This is a genomic window from Sinomonas atrocyanea, assembly GCF_001577305.1.
Lineage (GTDB): Bacteria > Actinomycetota > Actinomycetes > Actinomycetales > Micrococcaceae > Sinomonas > Sinomonas atrocyanea.
Map to the genome: position 1 here is coordinate 3,607,369 of NZ_CP014518.1, position 17,753 is coordinate 3,625,121.

Consider the following 17,753-nt stretch of genomic DNA (forward strand, 5'->3'; position numbering starts at 1 on the left):
GCCTACAGGAGGAACCATGACAGCACTGACCAAGCTCAGCGCGGGGCAGCAGGCCCCCGCGTTCACCCTGCCCGACGCCACCGGCACGCCGGTCTCGCTCGAGGACTACCGCGGCGGCCGCGTCGTCGTCTACTTCTACCCGAAGGCGGCCACCCCCGGGTGCACCACCGAGGCGTGCGACTTCCGGGACAGCCTCGACGCGCTCAACGCCGGCGGGGTCAAGGTCATCGGCATCTCGCCGGACGCCGTGGAGGACATCGCGAAGTTCGCCGAGGACTTCTCGCTCACGTTCCCGCTCCTTGCGGACGAGGGCGCAGCCGTCGCCAAGGCGTGGGGCGCCTGGGGCGAGAAGATCGTCAACGGCGAGGTCCGCGAGGGCATCCTGCGGTCCACGGCCGTGGTGTCCCCCGAGGGCGAGATCGAGTCCGTCGACTACAACGTGCAGGCAGACGGCCACGTGGCTGCGCTGCGCACCAGGCTCGGCCTCTGACCTGCTGAGCCCGCCCGAGGGCCCCGGGCCGGCTGCTGCTGCGTCCGGGGCCCTTCTGCGTGCCGCCCCCCCGGGAGTCACCGTCGAGTGTGCGGCTGATGCGGGTTCGAAGTCTCAGCACCCGCGTGAGCCGCACACTCGTGGCCTCAGGCCCCCACGGGCCTCGGCGGGGCCCCTCGGCTGTGGAGTGCCCCTATGGCACAATCCCTGTATCCCAGATCACCCGGACGTGTTGACAGTCACACCGTTCGTAGGTCAGAATAATTGCACATGCTGAAATAACAGTTCCACGATGCGGAACCCAAGAAACCGACGTTCCGTATAGCCGTCACCGTGGATGCCAGCATTGAGCAGTTGAGGACCCGACAAGCCATGTTGCTTGAACAGTTCAATGCCGCCCCCGCCCCTGAGGCACGAGAGCTCCTGAAGCCGTGCCTCGACATCGACCGCTGGGTCGAGGAGATCACCGCAGCACGCCCGTTCCCGGGCGTCGAGGACCTCCTGGCAGCAGCGCGCCGCGCGGCGGACCCCTTCACCCCAGAGGAGCTGGAGGGCGCACTGTCCCACCATCCCCGCATCGGGGAGAGGGCGTCCGGCGCCTCGGCCGAGGCATCGATGTCGCGCAGCGAGCAGGCCGGCGTCAATCCCGACGACCAGCACATCGCCGCCGCCCTGGCGGAGGGGAACCGGGCGTACGAGGAGAAGTTCGGCCGGGTCTTCCTGATCCGCGCCGCCGGCCGCAGTGCCGAGGAGATGCTCTCCGCCCTCCAGGAACGCCTGGGCCACACGCCCGAGCAGGAGGAGCCCATCGTCGCCGAGCAGCTCCGCGAGATCGCGGTGCTGCGCCTGCAGCAGAGCGTGCAGGACGGCGCATTCCGAGAGGAGCTGAGCGCGTGAGCGTCTCCCATGTGACCACCCACATTCTGGATACCGCTGCCGGGAAGCCGGCCGCAGGTGTCGCCGTCGAACTCTACGCCCGCGACGGCGAGGCATGGTCCCAGATTGGAGCGGGCATCACCGATGCTGACGGGCGGGTGAAAGAGCTTGGCCCCGAACGGCTGGACAGCGGCGAGTACCGCCTCACGTTCGCCACGGGCGCCTACTTCGCCGGCATCGGGCAGGACACCTTCTTCCCAGAGGTATCGCTGGCCTTCACGGTCAACGCGGCCGAGGCGCACTACCACGTGCCGCTTCTGCTGAGTCCTTTCGCCTTTTCCACGTACCGAGGGAGCTAAGTACCCATGAGCACCGAGAACACCAAGATCGTCCTGGGCAAGAACCAGTACGGCAAGGCCGAGGTCCGCGTCGTCAAGATCACCCGCGACACCGACCGCCACGAAATCGAGGACCTCAGCGTCACCTCGCAGCTGCGGGGCGACTTCGACGCCGCCCACTTCGACGGCGACAACGGCCACGTGGTCCCGACGGACACCCAGAAGAACACCGTCTACGGCTTCGCCCGCGAGGGCGTCGGCTCGCCCGAGCAGTTCCTCCTCCGCCTCGCCAACCATTTCACCTCCGAGTTCGGATGGGTCACGGGCGGCCGCTGGGAGGCGGAGCAGTACGCCTGGGAGCGCATCTCCGCCCCCGGGCAGGGCAAGGCCGAGGGCCACGACCACTCGTTCGTCCGCAAGGGCCAGGAGGTCCGCAACGCGGTCGTCGTCAAGGACGGTGACGCCGTCCAGGTGATCTCCGGCCTGAACGACCTCACGGTCCTCAAGTCCACGCAGTCCGGCTTCGTGGGCTACCCGAAGGACCGCTTCACCACCCTCGCGGAGACCACGGAGCGCATCCTTGCCACCGACGTCTCGGCCCGGTGGCGGTACAGCCCCGAGGCGGTCGCCAACGGGTCGGTGGACTTCAACAAGTCCTACGACGACGTCAAGGCGCTCCTGCTCGAGGGGTTCACCGAGGGCTATTCGTACGCCCTCCAGCAGACGCTCTTCCAGATGGCCCAGAAGGTCCTGGATGCGCACGCCGAGATCGAGGAGATCCGCTTCTCGACCCCGAACAAGCACCACTTCCTCGTCGACCTGACTCCGTTCGGCCTGGACAACCCCAACGAGGTCTTCTACGCGGCCGACCGCCCGTACGGCCTCATCGAGGCGAACTTCCAGCGCGAGTCCATCTCGGCGGACAACGACGCCTGGGACGGCATCACCGGCTTCTGCTGAGCCGGCGCCACCACCTCTCGGCACCAGCCTCCCGCCCATGGGGAGAGGCACGACGGCGGTGAACTCCGGCCGCCGTCGTCCTCCCTCCGACTCGCCTCACCTCGAGGCGGGACCGTCCCCTCCGGGGGCCACAGACCGCCGCGGGCGGCCCGGCACTCCCTGCGCCGGCCGCCCGCGGCACATCACCCACCCACAGAGAAGTTGCGCACTCGGAATATCCAGCTGACAAGGAGGTCCGCTATGTCCCGAAATCAAGCGCCCGCACCAGGCCATCACAGCGCCGAGGCGGCACGCCCGGAAGACACGAAGCTGCCCATCGGCACCGCCTTCGCCTACGGCTTCCAGCACGTCCTGACCATGTACGGCGGCATCATCGCCCCGCCGCTCATCATTGGCTCCGCCGCAGGCCTCAAGGGTCCCGACCTCGCCCTCCTGATCACGGCCTGCCTCTTCATCGGCGGGCTCGCGACCCTCCTCCAGACGCTCGGGATCAAGTGGTTCGGCTCCCAGCTGCCGCTCGTCCAGGGGACCTCGTTCGCCTCGGTCGCCACGCTGCTCGCCATCGTGAACGGCGGCGGCGGACTCCCCGCGGTCTTCGGCTCCGTCATGGCCGCCTCGGTGATCGGCCTCATCGTCGCACCGTTCTTCGCCCAGATCATCCACTTCTTCCCGCCCGTGGTCACCGGCGTGGTCATCACCACCATCGGGCTCTCGCTCGTCCCGGTCGCGGCAGGCTGGGCCCTCGGCGGCAACGCCAAGGCCCCGGACTACGGCAGCATGGCGAACATCGGCCTCATGGCGCTCACCCTCGTGATCATCATGGTCCTCAGCAAGCTCGGCAGCGGCATGATCTCGCGCCTGTCGATCCTGCTCGCGATCGTCATCGGGACCGTCATCGCCGCCATCCTCGGCAAGGCCGACTTCTCCCAGGTCGCCAACGGCCCGATCTTCGCCTTTCCGGACCCCTTCCACTTCGGCCTGCCGACGTTCCCGCCGGCCGGCATCATCTCCATGGTCATCGTCGTCCTCGTCATCCTCACGGAGACCACGGCGGACATCCTCGCCGTCGCCGAGGTCACCGGGGCGAAGGTCGACTCCAAGCGCATCGCCAACGGCCTGCGCGCCGACATGCTCTCCTCCGCGGTGTCGCCGATCTTCAACGGCTTCACCCAGAGCGCGTTCGCCCAGAACGTCGGCCTCGTGGCCGTGACCGGCATCAAGAGCCGCTTCGCGGTGGCGGCCGGCGGCGGCGTCCTCATGATCCTCGGCCTCCTTCCGGTGCTCGGCCGCGTGGTCGCGGCGATCCCGATGCCTGTCCTCGGCGGCGCCGGCATCGTCCTCTTCGGCACCGTGGCGGCCTCCGGCATCCGGACGCTGTCCAAGGTCGACTACCGGGACAACATGAACCTGATCATCGTGGCGACCTCGATCGGATTCGGCCTCATCCCGGTGGTCAGCCCGACGTTCTACGCGAGCTTCCCCTCGTGGTTCCAGGTCATCTTCGACTCGGGCATCTCCTCCGCGGCGATCATGGCGGTCCTGCTGAACATCATCTTCAACGTGGTCAAGCGCGGCACCCCGCACGATCCCTCGGTGTTCGCCGCCGCCCCCACCCGCATGATCCCGATCCAGGTCCTCGACTGCCTCCAGGAGGGCGACCGCTGCGAGAACGGCAAGGTCCTGGACAAGGACGGCAATGAGCTCCCCGTGAAGGAGGCCCACGGGGCGCACTGACCCCGACTGGGGCTCGCACCCCTGCCCGCGCCGCCCCGTCACCGCCATCCGCCGGTGACGGGGCGGCGTCGTGCGTGCCGCCGGCGGCGGATAGGCTTGTCCCATGCCCTCCCAGCGCCAGATCAGCGTCCGCCGCGCCCCCAAGTACGTGCCGTTCCTCGTGGCCGGCGGCGTGCTCGGCGTCATCGTCGCGGCGATCACGTCCTACGCGGAGCCCGCTCCGCAGAACTACACGCAGGGCTCGGTGTTCGGCTACTTCCTGGTCCTCTTCGCCGCTGGCGGGGTGCTCCTGGGCGGCCTGGCGGCCCTCGTCCTCGACCGCGTCTCGCTGCGCCGCGCCCAGCGGGCCACCGTCGAGGAGGTCGAGGAGCCGGCCCCTCCTGCGGAGGCCACGGCGGAAGGCGCCCTGGCGCACGACGGCGGCCACTCGCCGTCGTCCGCGGACTCGCCGGCCGCGGCGGGCACGTCATCCACGGACGAGGACGGCCCCGAGGCGGGCCCGGCCCCGGCTCCATGAGACAATCGACCAGTGGTACGTGGTGACGGACTCCTCTCGCTCGACTTAGACACAAACGACAAAGGTCCCAAGGACGCCTGTGGCGTCTTCGGGGTGTGGGCACCCGGCGAAGAAGTCGCCAAGCTCACCTATTACGGCCTGTACGCGCTCCAGCACCGCGGGCAGGAATCCGCGGGCATCGCGACGAGCGACGGCACCCGGATCAACGTCTACAAGGACATGGGTCTCGTGTCCCAGGTGTTCGACGAGTCGACACTGAACACGCTCACGGGCCACCTGGCCGTGGGCCACTGCCGCTACTCGACGACCGGCGCGAGCCACTGGGCCAACGCCCAGCCCACGCTCGGCGCGACCGCGAACGGCACCGTGGCCCTCGCCCACAACGGCAACCTGACCAACACCGCCGACCTCCGGGACATGATCGAGGAGCTCACCGGCGGCGAGCTCACGGGCGAGATGAAGCAGGGCAACACCTCGGACACGGCCCTCGTCACAGCGCTCCTGCAGGGCCAGAAGGGCCAGACCCTCGAGCAGACCGCGATCGAGCTGCTGCCGAAGATCCGCGGCGGCTTCTGCTTCGTGTTCATGGACGAGGGCACGCTCTACGCCGCGCGCGACACCCACGGGATCCGCCCGCTGTGCCTGGGCCGGCTCGAGCGCGGCTGGGTGGTCGCCTCGGAGCAGTCCGCCCTCGCCACGGTCGGTGCGAGCTTCATCCGCGAGATCGAGCCCGGCGAGTTCATCGCCATCGACGAGAAGGGCGTCCGCTCCCAGCGCTTCGGCGCGGCCACGCCCGCCGGCTGCGTCTTCGAGTACGTCTACCTCGCGCGCCCGGACGCCTCGATCGCCGGCCGCTCGGTGTACGAGTCCCGCGTCGAGATGGGCCGCCAGCTCGCGCGGGAGAACACCCACGAGGCGGACCTCGTGATCCCGGTCCCCGAGTCGGGCACCCCGGCCGCGGTCGGGTACGCCGAAGAGTCGGGCATCCCGTTCGCGCACGGGTTCGTCAAGAACTCCTACGTGGGCCGCACCTTCATCCAGCCGTCCCAGACGCTGCGCCAGCTCGGCATCCGGCTCAAGCTCAACGCGCTCGAGTCCGTGATCCGCGGCAAGCGCGTGGTCGTGGTGGACGACTCGATCGTGCGCGGCAACACGCAGCGGGCCATCGTGCGCATGCTTCGTGAGGCCGGGGCCAAGGAGGTCCACGTCAAGATCTCCTCCCCGCCGGTGAAGTGGCCGTGCTTCTACGGGATCGACTTCGCCTCGCGCGCCGAGCTCATCGCCAACGGGGCCACCATCGAGGAGATCTCCCAGGCCATCGGCGCGGACTCGCTCGGGTACATCTCGGAGGACGGCATGATCGCCGCCACGCACCAGCCACGCGAGCGCCTGTGCACAGCCTGCTTCACCGGGAGGTACCCGATCGAGCTGCCGAGCGCCGACCGGCTCGGCAAAAACCTCCTCGAGCGCGACACCGCGGCGGCCACGGCGGACGGCGCCACCGCCGATCCCGCAGAACGCCCCGGCGCCGCCGGCTGCGACCCGGGCCCCGGATCCGAACTCGAGTCCCTGCTGACCCCGGCCGACAGGAATGAAACCGCATGAGCGCCAGCACCCCTGACCAGTCCCAGCCCGCACAGGGTGCCTCCGGCACCGCCAACACGGTGATTACCTACGCTGGCGCTGGTGTCGACGTCGAGGCCGGGGACCGCGCCGTCGAGCTCATGAAGGACGCCGTCAAGGCCACCCACACCGATTCGGTGCTCGGCGGTGTCGGCGGCTTCGCGGGCCTGTTCGACGTCTCGCGCCTGCTCACCTACCGCCGGCCGCTGCTGGCGACCTCCACGGACGGGGTCGGGACCAAGGTCGCGATCGCGCAGGCCATGGACGTGCACGACACGATCGGCTTCGACCTCGTCGGCATGGTCGTGGACGACATCGTGGTGGTCGGCGCCGAGCCGCTGTACATGACGGACTACATCGCGTGCGGCAAGGTCGTCCCGGAGCGCATCGCGGACATCGTGCGCGGCATCGCGGCGGCCTGCTCCGTGGCGGGAACCGCCCTCGTGGGCGGCGAGACGGCCGAGCACCCGGGCCTCCTCGGCGAGAACGAGTACGACGTCGCGGGCGCGGCCACCGGCGTCGTCGAGGCGGACGCCCTGCTCGGCCCCGAGCGGGTGCGCGAGGGCGACGTCGTGATCGGCATGGCCTCCTCGGGCATCCACTCGAACGGCTACTCCCTCGTGCGCCGCGTCATCAACCACGCCGGCTGGGCGCTCGACCGGCAGGTCTCCGAGCTTGGGCGGACCCTCGGCGAGGAGCTGCTCGAGCCGACCCGCGTGTACGCCGCGGACTGCCTCGACCTCGTGCGGGAGCTGAACGGGGCGGCCGGCGGGGAGGAGCTCGCGCTGCGCGGGTTCTCCCACGTGACCGGCGGCGGCCTGGCAGCCAACCTCGCCCGGGTGCTGCCCAAGGGCCTCCTCGCGACCGTGGACCGATCCACCTGGGAGCTGCCGGCCATCTTCAAGCTGGTCGCCGAGCTCGGCGGCGTGCCGCAGGCCGACCTCGAGCGGACGCTCAACCTCGGCGTGGGCATGGTCGCCATCGTCGCGCCCGAGGCCGCCGACGCCGCCCTGGCGCGCCTCGCCGAGCGCGGGCTGCCCTCGTGGTCATGGGCCGGGTCTCCCAGGACGACGCGACCGTTGCCCCTGCCGGCGACCCCGACTACGTTCAGGGCGCCAAGGGCGTGGACGGCGGCGCGGTCCGCCTCGTCAACGCCTACTCCTGACCCCTCCCCACCCCTGCGTTTCGGGTACGCATCTCGTCGCGTTTCCGGCGTTCCGGGTGCGAAGGCTCGTACCCGAAACGCCGTTGTGCCGACGAGATGCGTCCCCGAAACGGAAGTGGGTGGGGGCGTCAGAGGGCGCCGCTGAGCTCCTCGAGGGCCTCGCCGATGTCGGCGCGCCAGCGCCAGACAGCCCGGGAGTCCCCGCGTGAGGGCCCCTGGTTGACGATCCCCACCGGCTTGCGGTCGCGGGCCGCGTCGAGCACGAACCGGAACCCGCTCATGACCGCCAGCGACGAGCCCAGCACGAGGAGGCCCCGCGCGGCGGCGAGCATCGCCGTCGCCCGTTCCTTGCGCTCGGCCGGCACGCCCTCGCCGAAGTACACGACGTCCGGCTTGAGCATGTCCGAGCCGCAGACGAGGCAGGGGACCATGACGAAGCGCGCCACCCAGCGGGAGTCGAGCTCCACGTCGCCGTCCGGATTGACCGTGGCGGGATCGTGGGCGACGGCCTCGGCGTAGCCGGGATTGGCCTGGGCGAGCCGCTCGTCGAGGTTGGTCCGGCCCTCGAGGTTGCCGCAGTTGAGGCACACGACCCGGTCCAGGTCGCCGTGGAGCGCCACGAGCTGCTGCGTGCCGGCCGCCGCATGCAGCCCGTCCACGTTCTGCGTGACGACGCCGGCCACGTGGCCGGTCGCTTCCAGCCGCGCGAGGAGCCGGTGGGCCCGGTTGGGCTCCGCCCGGTTCAGGTGCCGCCAGCCGATGTAGCTGCGCGCCCAGTAGCGGTGCCGCGCGGCGGGATCGTGGCGGAACTCCTGGTAGGTCATCGGACGGTGCTTGCGCCAGGACCCCTGCGGGCCCCGGTAGTCCGGGATGCCCGACGCCGTGGAGACCCCGGCCCCGGTGAGCACGAGCACGCTGCCGCCGCGCAGCATCCCGAGGATCCCCTCACGGGCGACGTCGGACGGCTGGGGTGCGGCGTTCTCGGTCACCTCGCGGGCGATGGACCGCAGTGCGGCGGCATGCGCTCCGGCGACGGCCGGATGCTCGAAGGGGTTCAGGGCCTCAACCGATCCGGCGAGAGTCCTCGTCCTCATCCTCGTCGGCAAACTGATCCGCGTACTTGTCCTCGTAGTCCGAGTAGTCCGGCTCGGGGTTGTCCGCGTAACGGTGAGACGAGTGGCCGCCCTGCGAGCCGAGTTCCCGCTCGAGAGCTGCGTAGTCAGTGCTCGGGCTGTAGTACTTGATGTCCCGGGCCTGCTTGGTTGCCTTAGCCTTTTGACGGCCGCGCCCCATGGCGTGACCCCCTCTTTTGCGTCGTCCCGGAGGTTGTCGCGAAGGCACGTTCGCGAGGCCCCGGAGTGTCTGATCAATTTGTCGTAGGTCTAGACTACAGGTAATTGCGCCGTTCCGCGTATTCGCTCGGCGCTGGCCACTGGCCGTGTGAGCTACAAGGAAGCGAGCCCAGTGCATGAGCACGTCCAACGTCCCTGATGCCCCGCGCCGCGAGGATTTCCCGCCCCCTCCCCCACGTCCCGCGCGCTCCCCGATGACCGCGGCGATGCCGTCCGTTCCGGCTGAAATGGCTGCGGAGCCGGTCCCCGAGGAGCCGGTCCCCGAGGAGCCGCTTCCCGAGGAGCCGAGCGCGAGGAGGCGGCAGGCGCGCCGGAGCCGGAGGCGCCCGGCGGCCTGGATCGTGCTCGCGGCCGCCGCGGCCGTGGGCCTCATCATCTGGGGCATCGCCGCGCTCTCGGGGATCGGCAGGGCCGCCTCCGTCGAGGCCACCGCCTACGCCAAGGGCGACTGCTTCGCAGACTTCGATGCCACGGCCGCCTCCGGCGACAGGGTCCCGTGCACGCAGGCCCACTCCGCGCAGCTGGTCGGGGTCGAGAAGGCCGCCGACAGCGAGGCCTACCCGGGCCGGGACGCCCTCGAGCAGCGCGCCGGGCAGCTGTGCAAGGCCTCCGAGGTGAAGCTGCCCCAGGACATCAGCGCCCTCAAGCAGCGCTCCGCCTACCCGAGCGAGGACGGCTGGAAGTCCGGCGACCGCCGGATGGACTGCTACATCGTCAGCACGAACGGCAACACGCTGACGACGTCCTTCCTCCACTGATCGCCGGCAGCCCGGGCCTGAGGCCCTACTGCACCGCGGGTTCCTTGCGCTTGACGCTCAGCCCGCTCGTGGCCCCGGTGAGGTCCTTGAGGTCGACCTCGACGTCGGCCACGTCCACGAGGACGGTGTCGCCGTCGGAAATCTCGCCGGCCAGGATCTCGCGGGCGAGCCGGTCCCCGATCTCGCGCTGGACGAGGCGGCGGAGCGGCCGCGCCCCGTACGCGGGGTCGTAGCCGGTCATCGCGAGCCAGGCACGGGCCCCGTCGGTGACCTCGAGGGTGAGGCGGCGCTCGGTGAGCCGGGCCTGGAGCGAGTCGACCTGCAGCTCGACGATCTTGGACAGCTCGTCGACCGAGAGCGCGTCGAACATGATGACGTCGTCGAGCCGGTTGAGGAACTCGGGCTTGAACGAGGCGTTGACCACGCCCATCACGGCCTCGCGCTTGGAGCCCTCGCTGAGGTCCGGGTCCACGAGGAACTGGCTGCCGAGGTTCGAGGTGAGCACCAGGATCACGTTGCGGAAGTCCACGGTGCGCCCCTGCCCGTCGGTCAGGCGCCCGTCGTCGAGGACCTGCAGGAGGATGTCGAACACCTCGGGGTGCGCCTTCTCGACCTCGTCGAGGAGGATGACCGAGTAGGGGCGCCGCCGCACAGCCTCGGTCAGCTGGCCGCCCTCCTCGTAGCCGACATATCCGGGAGGGGCGCCGACGAGCCTGGCTACCGCGTGCTTCTCCGAGTACTCGCTCATGTCGATCCGGACCATGGCGCGCTCGTCGTCGAACAGGAAGTCCGCGAGGGCCTTGGCGAGCTCGGTCTTGCCGACGCCGGTGGGGCCGAGGAACAGGAACGAGCCGGTGGGACGGTTCGGGTCGCTGATGCCGGCCCGCGCCCGGCGCACGGCGTCGGAGACGGCCTGGACGGCTCGGCTCTGGCCGATGAGCCGCTTGCCCAGCTCCTCCTCCATCCGCAGGAGCTTCTGGCTCTCGCCCTGGAGCATGCGCCCGGCGGGGATGCCGGTCCATGCGGAGATGACCTCGGCGATGTCGTCCGCCGTCACCTCCTCCGCCACCATCTTCGCGCTGCCGAGCCGGTCCCCGGCGGCCTCCTCGGCGGAGGCCTCGGAGAGCTCGCGCTCGAAGGTCGGGATCTCGCCGTACAGGATGCGGGAGGCCTCGGCGAGGTCGCCCTCGCGCTGCGCCTTGTCCGCGAGTCCGCGCAGCTCGTCGAGCTTCGCCTTGAGGTCGCCCACCCGGTTCAGGCCGGCCTTCTCCGCCGCCCAGCGTGCGTTCAGCGCGGCGAGCTGCTCCTTCTTGTCCGCCATGTCCTCGCGCAGGGCGGCGAGGCGCTCGACGCTCGCGGCGTCCGTCTCGCCCTCGAGGGCGAGCTCCTCCATGGTGAGGCGGTCGACGGCGCGGCGCAGCTGGTCGATCTCCTCCGGCGCCGAGTCGATCTCCATGCGCAGGCGGGACGCAGACTCGTCGACCAGGTCGATCGCCTTGTCCGGAAGCTGCCGGCCGGAGATGTAGCGGTTGGACAGCGTGGCGGCGGCCACGAGGGCGGAGTCGGCGATGGCCACCTTGTGGTGGGCCTCGTAGCGCTCCTTGAGGCCGCGCAGGATGGCGATGGTGTCGTCCACGCTCGGCTCGCCCACGAACACCTGCTGGAACCGGCGCTCGAGGGCGGCATCCTTCTCGATGTTCTCGCGGTACTCGTCGAGCGTCGTGGCACCGATGAGCCGCAGCTCGCCGCGGGCGAGCATGGGCTTGAGCATGTTGCCGGCGTCCATCGAGGAGTCGCCGGTGGCGCCGGCGCCGACCACGGTGTGGATCTCGTCGATGAAGGTGACGATCTGGCCCTCGGAGGCCTTGATCTCCTCGAGGACGGCCTTGAGCCGCTCCTCGAACTCGCCGCGGTACTTCGCGCCCGCGACCATGGAGCCGAGGTCGAGGGAGATGAGGGTCTTGCCGCGCAGGCTCTCCGGGACGTCCCCGGCCACGATCCGCTGGGCGAGGCCCTCGACGACGGCGGTCTTGCCGACCCCGGGCTCGCCGATCAGGACCGGGTTGTTCTTGGTGCGGCGCGAGAGGACCTGGATGACCCGGCGGATCTCGGAGTCGCGGCCGATCACGGGGTCGAGCTTGCCGGAGCGGGCCACGGCGGTGAGGTCGGTCCCGTACTTCTCGAGGGCCTGGAACGTGTTCTCGGGGTCCGGGGAGTCCACCTTCCGGTCGCCGCGCACCCCGGGGAGGGCTGCCTTGAGGGACTCGAGCTGGGCGCCGTTGTCCCGCAGCGCCTTGCCCGCAGCGCCGCCGTCGGCCGCCAGGCCGATGAGGAGGTGCTCGGTCGAGACGTAGGTGTCCCCCATCTGCTCGGCCTGCTGCTGGGCGGCCTGGATGACCTGCAGGCCCTGCCGGCTCAGCTGGGCCTGGGCCACGGTGCTGCCGGAGCTGGCGGGGAGCGCCTTGATGGCCATGCTCGCGGCGACGCTGACGGCGTCCGGGTCCGCGCCCGTGGCCCTCAGGAGCGCGACGGCGACGCCCTCGCGCTGGTCCATGAGCGCCTTGAGGAGGTGGACGGGCTCCACCTGGGGGTTGCCGGCGGTCGAGGCGTTCATCGCCGCCGCAGAGAGCGCCTCCTGGCTCTTGGTGGTGAATTTGACGTCCACAGCAAGCTCCCTTCCCACAGGTTCCGCATCCATCCAACCGCGCCTTCTTCACGAAGGTCAACGCATTTAACCTGAGTGTAAGCGACTCAAGTCTTGGGAACAAGTCGACGGCGCCCCCGTCCGCCGCGACACGGGGGCACCGCGGGGTGGATGCTGGTGCCCATGGCGATCCTCATCGACTCCCCCATGTGGCCGGCCCACGGGACAGTCTTCGCGCACCTGGTCTCCGATGCCTCCCTCGCCGAGCTGCACGTCTTCGCCGCGGCGGCGGGGATCCCGGAGCGAGCCTTCGACGAGGACCACTACGACGTCCCGGAGCGCCGCCACGCGGACCTCGTGGCACGCGGGGCCCGGGAGGTGACCGGGAGGGACCTCGCCCGGGCCCTCATCGCGTCCGGCCTGCGGGTGCCCGCACGCGAGCGGTCCAAGGCCCTCGAGCTTCCGCTGGCCCAGCGCTGGGAGGCGCTCCTCCCGGGCCGGGAGGGGCTCGGGCGGGAGCTCTTGACGCGCTGGGCGGAGCCGCACCGGCGCTACCACACGCGCGCCCACCTCTTCGCTGTCCTCGGGGCCCTCGGGACGATTCACGACGGCGGCACCCCGCCGCGCGCCGTCGTCCTCGCCGCGTGGTTCCACGACGCGGTGTACCGCGCCCCGGCGGCGGGCAGCGCCGAACCGGGCCGGGACGAGGAGGAGTCGGCGCAGCTGGCCGAGGCCAGACTCGCCGACGCCGGGCTCCCGCCCGCGGAGGTGGGCGAAGTGGGGAGGCTCGTGCGGCTCACCGCGGGGCATGCGCCCGCAGCGTCCGACGCCGCGGGGCAGCTCCTGTGCGACGCAGACCTCGCCGTGCTGGGCCGGGACCGCCACGGATACCGGCGGTACGCCGCGCAGGTCCGTGCAGAGTTCGCCCACGTGCCGGACGAGGCGTTCCGCGCCGGCCGGGCCGCGGTCCTCGAACAGCTCCTCGGGCTCGACCCCCTCTTCCATACGGACTCCGCCCGCAGCCTGTGGGCCGGCCGGGCCCAGCACAACCTGCGCGCGGAGCTCGACGCCGGTTCGTGGCTGGGACGCTGAGCCTCGGCCGCTGAGCCTGGGCGACACCGGGGCGACACCGGGTCAGGGCCCGGTCACGGCCACGCCTCGAGCGGCACACGCCAGTCGGTGTCGCCGTCCGGGGCCATGTCGACCAGTGCCACGGTGGCGAGCGTGACGACCTGGCCCGTGTGGACGCGCCGCTCGCCCTGAACTGACACGTGCGGCCTGAACCCGTGCCCGGTGTGCTGGGGGCTGTGGATCCGGCCGCCCACGGCGGCGACGGCCTCGCGGAGACGGTCGTGGAGCACCTGGAGGCCGGCGTCCGGCTCCACGAGGGAGACCCGGACCCGGCCGCGGTAGCCGAAGTCGGCGTCGGCGCCGATCCGCACGCGCAGCGGGAGGGCCGCACCGGACGCGGCAACGGCCCCTGCGACCGCCGCGTGGGCGGCCGCCGGGGCCGTGTCGAACCGGAGGAGCGTCACATGCAGCGGCCAGTGCCGCTTGCCGAAGCGCTGGCCGATCCCGGTGGGGTCGACGAACGCCACGGCGACGAAGGGGTGGGCGGGGGCTGCGTCCGTGGACTCGCCGGCGGCCTCGGCCGGCTCCCCGTCCTCGCCCACGCCAGCCGCCCGGGCCGGTCAGGCCTGCTGGGCCTGAGCCTGCTCGGCTCCGCCGGCGTCTACCGCGGACTTGATCGCGGAGATCTCGAACTCGAGCAGGATCCGGTCGGAGACGAGGACGCCGCCGGAGTCGAGCGCCGCGTTCCAGTTGACGCCGAAGTCCTTGCGGTCGATCCGGCGCGAGCCCTCGAAGCCAGCCCGCATGTTCCCGAAGGGGTCGGTCTCGATGCCGATGAACTCGATGGGGACGGCGATCTCCTTGGTGACCCCGCGGATCGTGAGATCGCCGTTGACGATGAAGCTGTTCTCCTCGACCTGGTCGATGCGCTTGGAGACGAAGGTGATCTCCGGGTAGTGCGGGGCATCGAAGAAGTCGTTGGTCCGCAGGTGCTCGTCCCGCTGGGCGTTGCGCGTGTCGATGCTCGCCACCTTGATGGTGACGCTCACGGAGGAGTTGGTCGGCTCATCGACATCGACGTTGATGACGCCGTCGACGTCGTTGAACGCGCCGCGCACCTTGGTGACCATCGCATGGCGGGTCGAGAACCCCAGGCGGGTGTGGGCGGGGTCGATACGCCACTCGCCGGCGAGGGAACTGTCGAGTTCGGGCATGGGTGCCTCCTTGTCGGATACAACTTATAGTGCGCTCCCCCCAGGATCCAGACGAGAATACCCCGCCCGGACGCCCCCGCTCAGCGCGTGTAGCTCGCGAGGAGCCGCCTGCTCGGGACGATCTCCTTGCCCAGCGGCATGAGCGAGACCGGGATGAGCTTGAGGTTCGCGATCGCCAGCGGGATCCCGACGATGGTGGCGGCCATCGCCAGGGCGGTGGCCACGTGCCCGATCGCGATCCAGATCCCCGCGACGAGGAGCCAGATGATGTTGCCGAGCGCCGACGCGGCGCCTCCGCGCCCGGTGTCCACGACCGTGCACCCGAACGGCCACAGCGCGTAGGAGGCGATGCGGAAGGAGGCGATCCCCCAGGGGATCGTGACGATCAGCGCACAGCAGACCACGCCCGCGAGGAAGTAGCCCAGGGCGAGGGCGAAGCCGCCGAAGATGAACCAGATGAGATTCAGGATGGTCTTCATGGACACCAGTCTGCCCCGCGGGGCCGCGGGCCTGTAGCTGCCACGCATCCGCGGTTCCGCCTCGCGTGGCGCGGTGCCGAGCGGGGCCACGATTCGTGTGGTCCTCCCGCTTGGCGGCCGGGGCTACTCGGACTGGGCCCGGCGCACGCCGGTGAACTGGGAGACCCAGTGCGAGGGGTCCGCGACCGGGAACTGGCGGCCGGTGATCTGGGACGGCACGATCCGGACGAAGAAGGCCTTCTCGCCCGACTGCCAGGGGAAGAGGGGCAGGGAGACGGCCTCGACGATCTCCGCGGTGTCGAGCACGGGCTCGAGGGCCCCGTGGACCACCACGGACCACGCCTCGTTGAGCTCCGGTTCATAGCCGTCCACCTCGAAGACGACCTGGAGGCGGCCCAGCGATGCCGCGAGCTTGGTGCCCGGCGCGGTCCGGAACAGCACGGTCCCGCGGTCCACGAGGTAGTTGATCGGGAACAGCTCGAGGCGCTCGTCGGAGCTGAACGCGATCCGCCCGACCACCATGGTGCGTGCCCGCTCCCACGCGTCCTCCGGGGAGAGGCTGCGGACGCCCTCGGACGGGGCAGAGGTCTCGTGGCTGCTCATGCAGACAGTGTACGCACGCGGCCGCCGCGGGGATCAGTGCCCAACGGCCCCGTGCCGCGGGGCGCCCGGTGCGCCCCGCGGCGTGCGGTTCAGCGGCTGTTGGAGGCGGGGGCGCTGGCGCGGCGCGGGCCGCGCCGTCCCCGGCCCTGGCCGCCCTGGGCTCCGCCGCGCTGGCCGGAGGCGCCGGCGCCGCCGCCGTAGCTTCCGCCGGACGTGCCGCCCGTGGTCGAGCTCCACACGGGGGCGCTGCCCCCGTTCGGCTGCTCGGCGCGCTTCTGTCCGCGGGGCTGCTGGCTGCGGCCCCGCCCCGTGCCCTCGGCCGGGCCGCGCGAGCGCTGGCCGCGCCCGGACTGGCTCCCGCCGGACTGGCCCCCACCGCTCTGGCCCTGGGCGGCCGGAACGTCATTGCGGTGACCGGCGCCGCCGGTTCCGCGGCCGCCGCGGCGGGCGACGTCGTCGTGCGCGGCGGACGGCGCGGCCGAGCCCTGGCCCGAGCCGCGGCGCGAGCGCTTGCGCTGCGCGTTCGAGCCGGTGGACCGGCCGCCGCCCTGCTGCGGCATCTTCGCGGCCACGGCGGCGGCGCGCTCGGCCGGGTCGACGTACTCGGCGCGCTCGCCGACGAGCGCGAGCACCTCCGGGGAGGAGGACGTCACCGGGGTCACCTCGACCTTGACGCCCGCGTCCTTGAGGAGCTTGCGGACGTCCTGCTTCTGCTCGGGCAGGACGATGGTCACCACGGTGCCCTCGGAGCCTGCGCGGGCCGTGCGGCCCGAGCGGTGCAGGTAGGCCTTGTGCTCGGCGGGCGGGTCCACGTGGACCACGAGCTCGACGTCATCCACGTGGACGCCGCGCGCGGCGACGTCCGTCGCGACCAGCACGCTGACCTCGCCCGAGGAGAAGTCCGCGAGGTTGCGGTCGCGGGCGTTCTGGGACAGGTTGCCGTGGAGGTCCACGGCAGGGATCCCGGACTTCGTCAGCTGCTGCGCGAGCCGCTTGGCGTGGTGCTTGGTGCGCATGAACAGCACGCGGCGGCCCTTGCCCGAGGCGAGGACCTCGATGAGGTTCTTCTTGCTCGCGGCGTCGGCCGTGAGCAGGACGTGGTGCTCCATCGTGCTCACCGCGGCCTGGGGCGCGTCCACGGAGTGCGTGAGCGGGTTCTGGAGGTAGCGCTTGACGAGCTTGTCCACGCCGTTGTCCAGGGTCGCCGAGAAGAGGAGGCGCTGGCCGCCCTGGGGGGTCTGGTCGAGCAGGCGCTTGACCACCGGCAGGAAGCCGAGGTCCGCCATGTGGTCCGCCTCGTCGAGGACGGTCACGTCCACGTCCGCGAGGGAGACGAGGCCCTGGCGGCCGAGGTCCTCGAGACGGCCGGGGCAGGCGATGACGATGTCGACGCCGGCCTTGAGCGCGCGCTCCTGGCGCGCCTGGGAGACGCCGCCGTAGATCACGGTCGTGTTCAGCCCGGCGGCCTGGGCCAGGGGCTCGACGGTCGCGTTGATCTGGGTCGCGAGCTCCCTCGTCGGTGCGAGGACGAGCCCGCGCGGGCGGCCCGGGGTGCGGCGGGCGCCGCCCACGGTGTCCGCGAGGCGCGCCACGAGCGGCAGCGCGAAGGCGATGGTCTTGCCCGAGCCGGTGCGGCCGCGGCCGAGGACGTCCCGGCCCGCGAGCGTGTCGGGGAGGGTCTTGGTCTGGATGGGGAACGGCGTCTCGATGCCCTGCTCCGCGAGGACGCGGGTCAGGGCGGTGGGCACGCCGAGGGAAACGAAGGTGGTGTCAGCCATAGCTGTGAAGAACACTCCAGCGTCGGATCGGCCCCACGCGCCAAGCCGGCACGAGGGGGTCGCCGAGGAAAGGGAGCCTGGCCTCACCGCGGGTCCGGGCGGCGCCCTATCCGGGGCGCTCGCGTCCGGGCGCGGGGCCTGTCAACGCGTT

The 17,753-nt window shown here is 71.3% G+C and carries 17 protein-coding genes and 1 pseudogene; 10 read left to right on the forward strand and 8 right to left on the reverse strand.

The features are described 5' to 3' along the window. Positions 1-16 precede the first annotated feature (16 nt). The 8 genes and pseudogenes from bcp (at position 17) to purM (ending at position 7,703) form a co-directional block, all read left to right on the forward strand. Positions 17-490 carry a thioredoxin-dependent thiol peroxidase gene (bcp, locus tag SA2016_RS16575; RefSeq protein ID WP_066500209.1) on the forward strand — a complete coding sequence of 158 codons (474 nt, stop codon included), beginning with the start codon at positions 17-19 and terminating at the stop codon, positions 488-490. Positions 491-844: 354 nt separating this feature from the next. Then, positions 845-1,387 carry a 2-oxo-4-hydroxy-4-carboxy-5-ureidoimidazoline decarboxylase gene (gene uraD / locus SA2016_RS16580; protein ID WP_257125788.1) on the forward strand — a complete coding sequence of 181 codons (543 nt, stop codon included), beginning with the start codon at positions 845-847 and terminating at the stop codon, positions 1,385-1,387. Beyond that, complete coding sequence (uraH, locus tag SA2016_RS16585) at positions 1,384-1,725, forward strand: hydroxyisourate hydrolase (protein ID WP_066500213.1); 342 nt, start codon at positions 1,384-1,386, stop codon at positions 1,723-1,725. The genes uraD and uraH overlap by 4 nt, the downstream gene beginning before the upstream one ends. Before the next feature lie 6 nt (positions 1,726-1,731). Beyond that, a complete protein-coding gene (gene pucL, locus SA2016_RS16590) occupies positions 1,732-2,664 on the forward strand; it encodes a factor-independent urate hydroxylase (protein WP_066500215.1) in 933 nt (310 codons plus the stop codon). A gap of 240 nt (positions 2,665-2,904) precedes the next feature. Continuing rightward, positions 2,905-4,398 (forward strand): nucleobase:cation symporter-2 family protein, encoded by a 1,494-nt coding sequence (locus SA2016_RS16595; RefSeq protein ID WP_066500217.1) that lies wholly within the window; start codon positions 2,905-2,907, stop codon positions 4,396-4,398. A gap of 103 nt (positions 4,399-4,501) precedes the next feature. Then, a complete protein-coding gene (locus SA2016_RS22330) occupies positions 4,502-4,915 on the forward strand; it encodes a hypothetical protein (protein WP_229710967.1) in 414 nt (137 codons plus the stop codon). A gap of 12 nt (positions 4,916-4,927) precedes the next feature. Beyond that, the gene (purF, locus tag SA2016_RS16605; protein ID WP_066500220.1) at positions 4,928-6,520 is read left to right on the forward strand and encodes an amidophosphoribosyltransferase; all 1,593 of its coding nucleotides are present in this window, start codon (positions 4,928-4,930) and stop codon (positions 6,518-6,520) included. Then, positions 6,517-7,703 (forward strand): annotated as a pseudogene (purM, locus tag SA2016_RS16610) (phosphoribosylformylglycinamidine cyclo-ligase). The gene purF and the pseudogene purM overlap by 4 nt, the downstream one beginning before the upstream one ends. Positions 7,704-7,831: 128 nt before the next feature. Here the strand turns inward: purM and SA2016_RS16615 are convergent. Together SA2016_RS16615 and SA2016_RS16620 are read right to left on the reverse strand one after the other, a co-directional pair. Further along, complete coding sequence (locus tag SA2016_RS16615) at positions 7,832-8,797, reverse strand: NAD-dependent protein deacetylase (RefSeq protein WP_084249601.1); 966 nt, start codon at positions 8,795-8,797, stop codon at positions 7,832-7,834. Further along, positions 8,766-8,996, reverse strand: coding sequence for a DUF3073 domain-containing protein (locus tag SA2016_RS16620; RefSeq protein ID WP_066500221.1), 231 nt, complete (start codon positions 8,994-8,996; stop codon positions 8,766-8,768). The genes SA2016_RS16615 and SA2016_RS16620 overlap by 32 nt, the downstream gene beginning before the upstream one ends. 175 nt (positions 8,997-9,171) lie before the next feature. Between SA2016_RS16620 and SA2016_RS16625 the strand changes: the two genes are divergently transcribed. Then, positions 9,172-9,813 (forward strand): septum formation family protein, encoded by a 642-nt coding sequence (locus tag SA2016_RS16625; protein WP_141305654.1) that lies wholly within the window; start codon positions 9,172-9,174, stop codon positions 9,811-9,813. Positions 9,814-9,838: 25 nt separating this feature from the next. Here the strand turns inward: SA2016_RS16625 and clpB are convergent, their stop codons facing one another. Then, on the reverse strand, positions 9,839-12,478 hold the full coding sequence (gene clpB / locus SA2016_RS16630) for an ATP-dependent chaperone ClpB (protein WP_066500229.1): 2,640 nt from the start codon (positions 12,476-12,478) through the stop codon (positions 9,839-9,841). 162 nt (positions 12,479-12,640) lie between these two features. Between clpB and SA2016_RS16635 the strand changes: the two genes are divergently transcribed. After that, on the forward strand, positions 12,641-13,549 hold the full coding sequence (locus tag SA2016_RS16635) for a DUF4031 domain-containing protein (protein WP_066500231.1): 909 nt from the start codon (positions 12,641-12,643) through the stop codon (positions 13,547-13,549). 53 nt (positions 13,550-13,602) lie between these two features. On the opposite strand, the gene SA2016_RS16640 is transcribed toward SA2016_RS16635, so the two are convergent. From SA2016_RS16640 to SA2016_RS16660, 5 genes are all read right to left on the reverse strand, one after another. After that, positions 13,603-14,130 (reverse strand): 2'-5' RNA ligase family protein, encoded by a 528-nt coding sequence (locus SA2016_RS16640; RefSeq protein WP_084249602.1) that lies wholly within the window; start codon positions 14,128-14,130, stop codon positions 13,603-13,605. An 18-nt stretch (positions 14,131-14,148) separates the two neighbouring features. Further along, positions 14,149-14,742, reverse strand: coding sequence for a YceI family protein (locus tag SA2016_RS16645; protein ID WP_066500233.1), 594 nt, complete (start codon positions 14,740-14,742; stop codon positions 14,149-14,151). 80 nt (positions 14,743-14,822) lie between these two features. Continuing rightward, the gene (locus SA2016_RS16650) at positions 14,823-15,221 is read right to left on the reverse strand and encodes a YccF domain-containing protein (RefSeq protein ID WP_066500235.1); all 399 of its coding nucleotides are present in this window, start codon (positions 15,219-15,221) and stop codon (positions 14,823-14,825) included. 123 nt (positions 15,222-15,344) lie between these two features. Next, positions 15,345-15,824: a pyridoxamine 5'-phosphate oxidase family protein gene (locus SA2016_RS16655; protein WP_066500239.1), complete on the reverse strand. Its 480-nt coding sequence runs from the start codon at positions 15,822-15,824 to the stop codon at positions 15,345-15,347. Between the two features lie 89 nt (positions 15,825-15,913). Next, positions 15,914-17,602 carry a DEAD/DEAH box helicase gene (locus SA2016_RS16660; protein WP_066500241.1) on the reverse strand — a complete coding sequence of 563 codons (1,689 nt, stop codon included), beginning with the start codon at positions 17,600-17,602 and terminating at the stop codon, positions 15,914-15,916. Positions 17,603-17,753: the final 151 nt, after the last annotated feature.

Bases quoted from the DNA above. Each gene is read 5' to 3' on its own strand.
- SA2016_RS16655 (WP_066500239.1), bottom strand. From the start codon at position 15,824: ATGAGCAGCCACGAGACCTCTGCCCCGTCCGAGGGCGTCCGCAGCCTC.
- SA2016_RS16645 (WP_066500233.1), bottom strand. From the start codon at position 14,742: ATGCCCGAACTCGACAGTTCCCTCGCCGGCGAGTGGCGTATCGACCCC.
- SA2016_RS16620 (WP_066500221.1), bottom strand. From the start codon at position 8,996: ATGGGGCGCGGCCGTCAAAAGGCTAAGGCAACCAAGCAGGCCCGGGAC.
- SA2016_RS16650 (WP_066500235.1), bottom strand. From the start codon at position 15,221: ATGAAGACCATCCTGAATCTCATCTGGTTCATCTTCGGCGGCTTCGCC.
- bcp (WP_066500209.1), top strand. From the start codon at position 17: ATGACAGCACTGACCAAGCTCAGCGCGGGGCAGCAGGCCCCCGCGTTC.
- SA2016_RS16615 (WP_084249601.1), bottom strand. From the start codon at position 8,797: ATGAGGACGAGGACTCTCGCCGGATCGGTTGAGGCCCTGAACCCCTTC.
- SA2016_RS16635 (WP_066500231.1), top strand. From the start codon at position 12,641: ATGGCGATCCTCATCGACTCCCCCATGTGGCCGGCCCACGGGACAGTC.
- SA2016_RS16595 (WP_066500217.1), top strand. From the start codon at position 2,905: ATGTCCCGAAATCAAGCGCCCGCACCAGGCCATCACAGCGCCGAGGCG.
- pucL (WP_066500215.1), top strand. From the start codon at position 1,732: ATGAGCACCGAGAACACCAAGATCGTCCTGGGCAAGAACCAGTACGGC.
- SA2016_RS22330 (WP_229710967.1), top strand. From the start codon at position 4,502: ATGCCCTCCCAGCGCCAGATCAGCGTCCGCCGCGCCCCCAAGTACGTG.
- SA2016_RS16625 (WP_141305654.1), top strand. From the start codon at position 9,172: ATGAGCACGTCCAACGTCCCTGATGCCCCGCGCCGCGAGGATTTCCCG.
- SA2016_RS16660 (WP_066500241.1), bottom strand. From the start codon at position 17,602: ATGGCTGACACCACCTTCGTTTCCCTCGGCGTGCCCACCGCCCTGACC.